This window comes from Mycobacterium sp. E183, assembly GCF_001667735.1.
GTDB lineage: Bacteria > Actinomycetota > Actinomycetes > Mycobacteriales > Mycobacteriaceae > Mycobacterium.
The window spans coordinates 1-8683 of record NZ_LZJN01000120.1 but is presented as its reverse complement, the minus strand read 5'-3'; the positions used below and the strand labels follow the sequence as shown (position 1 = coordinate 8683).

Sequence of the window (8683 nt, the reverse complement as noted above, 5' to 3'; positions counted from 1 at the left end):
CCCCACCACACGCCCCGCACCAATTCACCGGCGCACCCGCCTGGAACCAACCCCCACCCAAACGACGCAACCCCTGGCCCATCATCGCCGGCGTCGCCGCACTGGTCGTCGTCGTCGCCGCCAGTGCCGTGGGCATCTGGTTTCTCGTGCGACCCAAGCCGGCGCCGGCACCCGACCCGATACCCGCCGAGCGCCTCAGCGCGCTTCTGCTCGGCGCCTCGGACGTCAACTCCGTCATGGGATCGTCAACCATGGAGCCCGGCAAGCCCATTCAGTCGATGGACACCTCGTCGCTGACGGTGTCGCAGCCCGACTGCCAGGGCGCGCTGTACACCACCCAGAGCCCGGTGTACTCGGGCACCGGTTACTCAGCGGTGAGCGGGCTGGTGTCGTCGGAGCCGGGAGACAACTACGACCATTGGGTCAATCAGGCCGTTGTCCTGTTCCCGTCCGCCGACAAGGCGAAGGCTTTCCTGGAGACCTCGGCGGGAAAGTGGAAGGGCTGCGCGGGCAAGACGGTGACCGTGACGAACAAGGGCAAGACGTATCGGTGGACGTTCGCCCAGATTCAGGGCGACCCGCCGAAGATCGCGGTGCTGGACACCCAGGAGGGCGCCGACGGCTGGGAGTGCCAGCGCGCGATGAGCGCGGCCAACAACGTCGTCGTCGACGTCAACGCCTGCGGATACCACATCAGCGATCAGGGCACCCAGATCGTCGACAAGATCGTCGCGAAAGTCGACAACGGGTAGCGAGCCCTAAACCCAAGGCGCAGCGCGCTTTTCGCCTACGACTGGAGGTCCGGCCCTTCGGCGCGCAAGTCGTCGACGGCCGACATGGCGTTGCGTAGCTTGGCAAGCCATTCTTCGGCGTGTTCGCCGACCAGCTTGACCGACCAGGCGAGGGCGTCGGCACGCGACCGGGCGACGCCGGCGTCGACCAGCGTGTCGAGCACTTGCCGTTCCGGTTGCTTCAAGCGCGTCATCACCGGTACCGCGATGTGAGTGAACAGGATTCGCTCCGAGCCGGATTTCGACCCGACCTCGACGCCCCAGGAAACCTTGCGGCCATAGCGATCCTGCGCCTCGTCGGCGATGCGCATTCGCTCCGAACGGGTTTCCTCGCGGAACCGCGACGCGCGTCCTTCGGCGCGGGCCTCGCTTTCTTCCTTCTCCGAGCCCTCGAGCTCAGGCAGCCGTCCGAGGACGGTGATCTCTTCGCGGTCAACGACGACCGTCGGATCGCCGTCGAACCAGCTCTCGGGCAGGCGTCCGGCGAACCATTCGGCGGCGTCGCTGGCGTCGGGTTGCTGGGCCTGCTGCCAGCCGCCGGGGCGGCCGTAGCGCCGGCCGTGCGTGTGGTGCGATTTCATAATTACATGATTACATCGTTGCACGTGCAAGGGAACCGTGTTCGCCCCCGGCGAACCCGTCGCCACGACGCGGCCCCGCGCCAAGCCCCGATCCGACTGCCCAAAAACCGTTGATATGGGCTGATCAAAGTTGTATTTTTGGTAGCGAAGCAGGCCCGGAAACGACCAATTCCAAGCGCCGGAAGTCAGGGTAGAAAACCGGCCGCGTAGGACCCGCGCATGACGGAGTCAAACGCCCCCTAGTGTCGTCCGGGCCTGCCCATGTCGGCAGCATTCCGGCAGCATTCCCATATCAGTCGTCGCCGTTGGATCCGTCGCCGCGACGAATCCGGAACAGCTTCACCTCGTTCTTGATGCCTTTGAGGCGGCGCGCACCGGCGAACGAGCCGTTGAACTCGCCGGTGTCACCGACCGTCTCCCAGACCGAATCCGCCGCGAGCACGGTGCCCGGGCGCGCCACGCTGGTGACCCGGCTGGCGACGTTGACCGGGCTGCCGAACCAGTCCCCCGCCCGGCTCACCGCCATGCCGGAGGCCACGCCCGCCCGCAGCCGCGGGAAATCGTTGTCCGAGTCGACGGCGTCGACGAGCTTCAAGACCACGTCGAGCATGGGCAGCGGGTCGGGGCAGACGAACATCACCGCGTCGCCGATCGTCTTGATGAACCGCACGGGCGGGACCGTGACGTCTCGGGCCAGCGCCGCGAGCCGGTTGGCCAGATGCCCCAATTCCTCCGCGGAAACCACCTCGCCGATCCGGGTGAAACCGACGAGGTCGGCGAACGCGACGGTGATCGCGCGCGCCCCCGGCAGCGGCTGGCCGGCGGCGCGCTCCGCGGCGTTGACCGCCTCGGTCTCCATCATGTGGCGCAGCTGCAGGAACAACATGTGCTGGATCATCGGGCCCAGCTGCGGCGCGATCTCGCTCACCAACGCCTTCGAGGCCTTCGCGATTTCGAGCTCGGTGGCGCCGGGCCGCATGATCGCCGAGAGGGCGGTGTAGCGCATGACCTCGGCCGCGCGCGACAGGCCTTCGGCGAGGACCCGGACCACCAGCACCACCTGCTCGGCGTCCAGGCCCAGCTCGACGAAACGCTGGGCGTAGGCGGCGGCTTCACCGTCGGCGCGCATGTGGACGACGGCGTCGGGGTCGTCGATTCGCGCCAGACCGATCGCCCGCTGCACCTGCTGCAGCAGGCCCAGGTCGATGCCGTGGGTCTCGCTGATCTCCCGGGTGGACACGTAGGTGCCGTCGTCACCGATGAGGTGGCGGGTCGCCAGCAGCAGTGGCGGATTGGTCGTCCTGATCTCCTCCGGAGTGATGCCCTGCTCCAGGAGCCACTCCACCAATTCCGCCCGCTCGGTGCGTGCGCTGCCCTCGAGTCCGTCGAGCAGATCCTCGATGTGCGGTCCGGCGCCGTTGTGACCGTCGTCCTCCACTTCGCCAACGTACAACGCGCGCCATGATGTGAAGCGATGAGCGCACCACTGTTGCGGGGATTCCCGCCTGTCGTCGACGAGCGCGCCCGCGTGCTGATCCTGGGGTCGTTTCCCAGCGTGCAATCCCTGGCGGTGGGTCACTACTACGCCAATCCGCGAAATGCGTTCTGGCCGATCACCGCAGAGCTGTTCGGCTTCGACCCGGCCGCGCCCTACGAAACGCGGCTGGCCGCGCTGCAATCGGCCGGTGTGGCCCTCTGGGACGTGGTGCACGCATGCCGCCGCTCCGGCAGCGCGGACTCGGCGATCGAACCGAAAAGCTTGGTGGTCAACGACTTCCGCGGACTGTACGCTCGGTATCCCGCCATCGCGCGGGTGTACTTCAACGGCGCCAAGGCCGCCGAGCTTTACCGCAGGCTGGCCCAGGCCGACGAGCGGGTCCAGTACCGGCGGCTGCCGTCCACGAGCCCGGCGCACGCCGTGCCGCCGGACACCAAGCTGGCCGCCTGGCGCGAAATCGCGTCGAACGCGAGCGCGGCGAAGCCCGGCGAGCGATGGGGCCGGCGCAATCGATGAGGCGCAGACGTTATGACACCGGCGGACGGCGGTGCGCCCACGGCCGGGCGGATTCGATCTGCGCGGCCAACGACAACAGGGTCGCCTCGTCGTAGGGGCGGCCCACCAGCTGCACGGCGATCGGCAGGCCGTCACCGTCGAAATCCCACGGCACGGCCGCGGCGGGTTGGCCGGTCAGGTTCCAGACCTGTTGGTAGGGCACCCGCTGCGCCACCGCCAGCAGCGTCCACACCGCGCCGCGGCGTTGGTAGGCGCCGATGCGTGAGGGGCCGGTCGCGTTGCCCGGCGTGAGGACGACGTCGACGTCGTCGAAGATCGATTGGATCCGGGCGGTCACCGCCGGCTCCGCCTCGCGGAGGGCGGTCATGCGGTGATCCGAGAAGAACGAACCGGCGCGGGCCAGGTTGCGGGTCCGGGCTTCCAGGCGTTCGGGGTGCGGTAGCGAATCGGCGTCGTCGCTGATGCCGCGCAGATAGCGCGGCAGGTAATTGGTCATGATGGCCGACGGTGGATAGTCGGGGTCGGCGGTGATCACCTCGTGGCCCAGGTCGCGCAGCAACGCGCCGGCCTGTTCGACCGCCGTCAGCTGCGGCTTGCCGACCCTGACCGGCAGCGGCGTCGGCGACTTGGTGCTCAGGGCGATCCGCAGCCTTCCGGGCGCACGGGTCGCCGCCGCCACGAACTCACCCTCGGGCCCCGGCACCGTCGACGTCGCATCGAGAAACATCGCGGCATCGAGCACCGAGCGCGCCAGCGGACCGTTGACACTCAGCCCGTGCCAGGCATCGTCGTGGGGCTCCAGCGACACCCGGTCCCGTTGCGGTTTGACGCCGAACAGGCCGCACCAGATCGCCGGAATGCGTATCGAGCCGCCACCGTCGGATCCCAGTGCCAGCGGAGCGAGGCCCGCGGCCACCGCCGCGGCGCTGCCGCCACTGCTGCCGCCCGGGGTGCGCCTGGGGTTCCAGGGATTGCGGGTCGCGCCGAAGGTCAGCGATTCGGTGTAGGGGAACATCATCAGCTCGGGCACGTTGGTCTTGCCGATGATGACCGCGCCCGCGGCGCGTAGCCGGTGCACCACCTCCGCGTCGGAGTTCGCGGCGGGCCGGTGTCCGCCGCTGCCGTACGTCGTCACCTCGCCGGCGACGTCGACGTCGTCCTTGATCGCGATCGGCACGCCGAGCAGGGGAAGCCGCTCGCCGGCGTCGAGGCGGTCCTGCGCGACGGCGGCCTCATAGCGCGCGCTGTCGGCGAGCACCACGCGGTAGCAGCGCAGCTGGCTGTCGATCCGCGCGATCCGGTCCAAGTAGATCTCGAGCAGCTCGGGCGCCGTCAGTTCACCGTCGGCCAGCATCCTGACCTGAGCGGCGGCGCCGGCAAAAGCCACGTCGCGAGCGTCCACTGCGGCAGCGTATCCCCCGCATCGCACCGGCCAGTACCGTGGGCGACATGTCCTGCGTGTTCTGTGCGATCGTCGCCGGGGAGGCCCCGGCCATCCGGATCTGTGAAGACGACGACTACCTGGCCATCCTCGACATCCGGCCGTTCACCCGCGGCCACACCCTGGTGATTCCCAAGCGGCACACCGTCGACCTCACCGATACACCCCCGGAAACACTGGCGGGCATGGTCACCATGGGTCAGCGGATCGCCCGCGCCGCCCGCGCGACGGAGTTGGCCGACGCGACCAACATCGCCATCAACGACGGCAGCGCCGCCTTCCAGACGGTGTTCCACGTCCACCTGCACGTGCTGCCCCGGCGCAACGGCGACAAGCTGTCGGTCGCCAAGGGCATGCTCCTGCGCCGCGACCCCGACCGGGACGCCACCGCGCACATCCTGCGATCGGCCCTGGCCCGCATCGACGCCAGCCAGTAATACTGGGCGAATGGCATTTCCGTCCTGGGTTGAGCAGGGTTTACTGCCCCAGATCCTGCGCGTACACGACGCCGTCTATCGAAAGTCGAACGGCTGGATCGGCCACCGCATGCTGCTGATACCGAGCCTGCTGTTGCATACCGTGGGCGCCAAGACGGGACAGCGCCGAACCGCGGCGCTCACCTACGCGCGCGACGGAGACGACTACCTCATCGTCGCCTCCAAGGGCGGCGACCCCCGGGCACCCGGCTGGTATCACAACCTGCGCAAGCATCCGGATGTGGAAATCAACGTGGGGCCAAAGCGTTTGGCGGTAACCGCCCGCGCCGTGCTGCCCGACGATCCCGACTACCCGCGGCTATGGCAGATCGTCAACAAGAACAATGGCGACCGATACACGGCCTACCAGAAGAAAACGTCGCGGCCGATCCCGGTTGTGGTACTCACGCGGCGTTGACCCCGAACGCCGCGTGGAGGTTTATTCTCCTGTAACGCGTGGTGAACTCCTCGGTTGCTCACCACACGGCGCCGATCGGCTGGAGCGGGCATGAAACCCTGGGCGGGAAATCCGTGGCGGCGGTTAGGGCTGCCCGCGCGTCTGGGTTGGGCCGTGCTCGGCAGCTACGCTCTGGCGGCCGCGCTGGTGGTCACGTCGTCGCTCGCCGGCTGGGAGGGCGCCTACGCGACCCGGCCGGTGGACGAGATCGTGCTCGCGCTGTGTCTGCTGTTCGGGGCGGCATGCGCGGGCCGCGCGGCCTGCTCCGCGACCGGACGGCACAGGTTCGGCTGGCTGGCGATGCTGATTGCCCTGGTGGGCTGGGCGGTCGGCGAGGTGATCTGGGCCGTCTACGAGGCGCGTCCGGTACTCGCCCACGTCACACACCCGGCCAAGGCCGAGATCGTGCTGCTGCTCTGGCCGTTCGGCGCCATGGCCTCGCTCGCGCTCTTGTCGCGCGTGTCCCGCCACAGCCCGCGGCGACTGCTGCTCGACGGGCTGATCGTGGCGACCTCCCTGTTCGTCGTGTCGTGGGCCTTGGTGCTCGACAAGGAGCTGCGGGTGGAAAGCGGCCCGAGGCTGGCAACGGTCGCCGAGGTGTTCAACGACGTCGTCCTGCTGACCATCGCCATCCTGCTGCTGGCACGCGGCGTGACCGGAGACATTCCCAGTCGCAATCTGCTGGCGGGCGGAGTGGCAACGATCAGCGTTGCCGACATCGCGACGGTGTTCAGGAGCGGGGTCGGCACCTACCAGGTCAGCGCCGTGGCGGACCTGGGCAGGGTGGCCGGTTTGGCAATGATCGCGCTGGCCGCGCTCGCCAGCCTCAACGAGTCGCCGCTGCCGGCGTCACGCGGCGAGCAGATCCGCTCGCGCACCCGCCTGTGGTTGCCCTATCTCCCACTCGTGATTGCCTCCGCGGTCGGACTCGCCCACGCGGTGGGGCTGATGGCGCATGGGCCGCTGCTGTTCGCGCTGGGAATCCTGGTGGCCGCGGTGCTCGCGCGGCAGTTCGTGGTCCTGATGGAGAACCAGAGCCTGTTGTCGGAGGTCGCGCGGGAAGCTTTCCGCGACAGCCTGACCGGACTGGCCAATCGGGCCTACTTCCTGCAGCGGCTGGAGGAGGCCGTCGCCCGTCGACAACTCGACGCCCTACCCATCGGGATGCTGTTCTTAGACCTCGACAATTTCAAATCCGTCAACGACGCCCTCGGTCATCCCGCCGGTGACGAACTGCTGGTCCAGGTGGCCGCGCGGCTCACCGCCACCTTGGGCGACAACTGCGTCACCGCTCGCCTCGGTGGTGACGAATTCGCCGTGCTGCTCGAGGGTTCCGTCGAGGACTTGCGCGAGGCGGCGCATCGGGTTCTCGAGGCGTTCCACACCCCGATCCTGGTGGACGGCATTCCCATCCCGGTCCGGCCGAGCGTCGGCTTCACGGTGGCCACGTCCGATTCGGAGTGCAGCGTCGAGCAGCTCCTCCGCCACGCCGACCTGGCCATGTATACGGCCAAACGCGAAGGCGGCCAATGCGTTCGCAGCTTTGTGCCCGATTTGCCGCTCGCGTACTCGTTTTCGGTCGACCAGCTGACCGCGTCGTCCCCGGTGGTGGACGCCGTGGTGGAGGCGAGCACCGCCCCGAAGCTCAGACGAGCCGCCGACCTGACGGCGCCAAAACCGGCGCAGCCACAGGATGGCCGCGACGGTGTTCGATGGCCACCGACGGCGATCCGGATCGCGCTGGCCGCCTTGGCGATTGGCGTGCTCGCCTTCACCGCGGCCAGCGCCCTCTTCCCGGATGCCAGCCACAGCGTCTTCTTCGCCAAATCCCTGTATTCGGCGTTGAACCTGGTGGCGGCCGGCTTGATCGCCCTTCGCGCATACCGCCTCAGGGCCGACCGGGTCGCGTGGTCGATGATCGCAACCGGGATGGCGCTCTCGGCGCTCGGTGACGTCGTCTATGCGTTGTGGGTACCCAACGCCCATTCGCCGTCGGTCGCCGATCCCGAATACCTGGCGTTCTATCCGTTCGTCTTCGCCGGGATTCTGCTGCTGATGCGGTCGCACCTGAAGCGGGTGCCGATGCCGATCCGCCTCGATTCTTTGGTGTGCGCGCTGGCCATCGCCGCGCTGGCCGCCGCGCTGCGGGCCGGGCCCATGCACGCCGCCGCGGCCAAGACGCCGGCCACCGTGCTGGTGGGTCTCGTCTACCCGTGGGGCGATCTGGTGCTGCTGGCTTTGGCCGTTGGGATGCTGCCAGTCCTGGGCTGGCGCAGCGAGTTCCGCTGGGGATTGCTTGTCGCCGGGCTGGTGGGCTTTGCGGTCGCCGACACCGCGTACCTATTCGAGACCTCCGCGGGTTCGTACCGGGTGGGCACCACGCTGGACGCACTCTGGCCGGCGTCGTCGCTGCTGGTGGCGATGGCCAGTTGGGCCCGGTCGTCGTCGGCGATACCGGCCGCGCGGCGCGGACTCGGCTCCTACGCGGTGCCGGTGACGTGCACGGTCGTGGCGCTCGGCGTCGCCATCCTGGGGCACAACTCACGGCTCGCTTCGACGCTCGCGGCGCTGAGCCTCGTCGCGGTCGCCGCGCGGTTCTCGGTGAGCTTCCGGGACGTCAGCATGCTGGCCGAGAGCCACAAGCAAGCCATGACCGACGAATTGACCACGCTGCCCAATCGGCGGTCCCTGGCGACGGCCCTGACCGCGCTGTCGGCTTCGGCGTCGTCGGGGCGGGCGTCATCGCGGCGTGCGCTGTTGTTGCTGCACCTGCACAAGCTGCGGGAGATCAACGACTCGGTCGGCAGGCACTTCGGCGATGAGCTGCTGTGGCGCGTCGCAAACCGCCTCGCGCGCAACGTGCGTCGCGACGATCTGCTGGCGCGCGTGAGTGACGAGGAATTCGCCATCCTCCTCGGCGACG

The 8683-nt window shown here is 68.7% G+C and carries 8 protein-coding genes; 5 read left to right on the top strand and 3 right to left on the bottom strand.

Translation table 11 applies throughout. From position 1 onward, the window contains the following. The coding region (locus A5691_RS12830) for a sensor domain-containing protein (protein WP_197499214.1) at positions 1-752 on the top strand (752 nt) is incomplete at its 5' end. A gap of 35 nt (positions 753-787) precedes the next feature. Here the strand turns inward: A5691_RS12830 and A5691_RS12825 are convergent. Then, complete coding sequence (locus A5691_RS12825) at positions 788-1372, bottom strand: hypothetical protein (RefSeq protein WP_067757210.1); 585 nt, start codon at positions 1370-1372, stop codon at positions 788-790. A 292-nt stretch (positions 1373-1664) separates the two neighbouring features. Continuing rightward, complete coding sequence (locus tag A5691_RS12820; protein WP_156670166.1) at positions 1665-2810, bottom strand: adenylate/guanylate cyclase domain-containing protein; 1146 nt, start codon at positions 2808-2810, stop codon at positions 1665-1667. Positions 2811-2846: 36 nt separating this feature from the next. Here A5691_RS12820 and A5691_RS12815 point away from each other — a divergent pair, with 36 nt between their 5' ends. After that, the gene (locus A5691_RS12815) at positions 2847-3386 is read left to right on the top strand and encodes a DNA-deoxyinosine glycosylase (RefSeq protein WP_068015081.1); all 540 of its coding nucleotides are present in this window, start codon (positions 2847-2849) and stop codon (positions 3384-3386) included. A gap of 10 nt (positions 3387-3396) precedes the next feature. On the opposite strand, the gene A5691_RS12810 is transcribed toward A5691_RS12815, so the two are convergent. Then, complete coding sequence (locus A5691_RS12810) at positions 3397-4788, bottom strand: amidase (protein ID WP_082950288.1); 1392 nt, start codon at positions 4786-4788, stop codon at positions 3397-3399. A 47-nt stretch (positions 4789-4835) separates the two neighbouring features. Between A5691_RS12810 and A5691_RS12805 the strand changes: the two genes are divergently transcribed. The 3 genes from A5691_RS12805 to A5691_RS12795 form a co-directional block, all read left to right on the top strand. Next, the gene (locus A5691_RS12805) at positions 4836-5264 is read left to right on the top strand and encodes an HIT family protein (protein WP_068015085.1); all 429 of its coding nucleotides are present in this window, start codon (positions 4836-4838) and stop codon (positions 5262-5264) included. A gap of 10 nt (positions 5265-5274) precedes the next feature. Further along, positions 5275-5721: a nitroreductase family deazaflavin-dependent oxidoreductase gene (locus A5691_RS12800; protein WP_067757193.1), complete on the top strand. Its 447-nt coding sequence runs from the start codon at positions 5275-5277 to the stop codon at positions 5719-5721. Between the two features lie 90 nt (positions 5722-5811). Beyond that, a partial coding sequence (locus A5691_RS12795) for a diguanylate cyclase domain-containing protein (protein ID WP_068015084.1) occupies positions 5812-8683 on the top strand: 2872 nt, incomplete at its 3' end.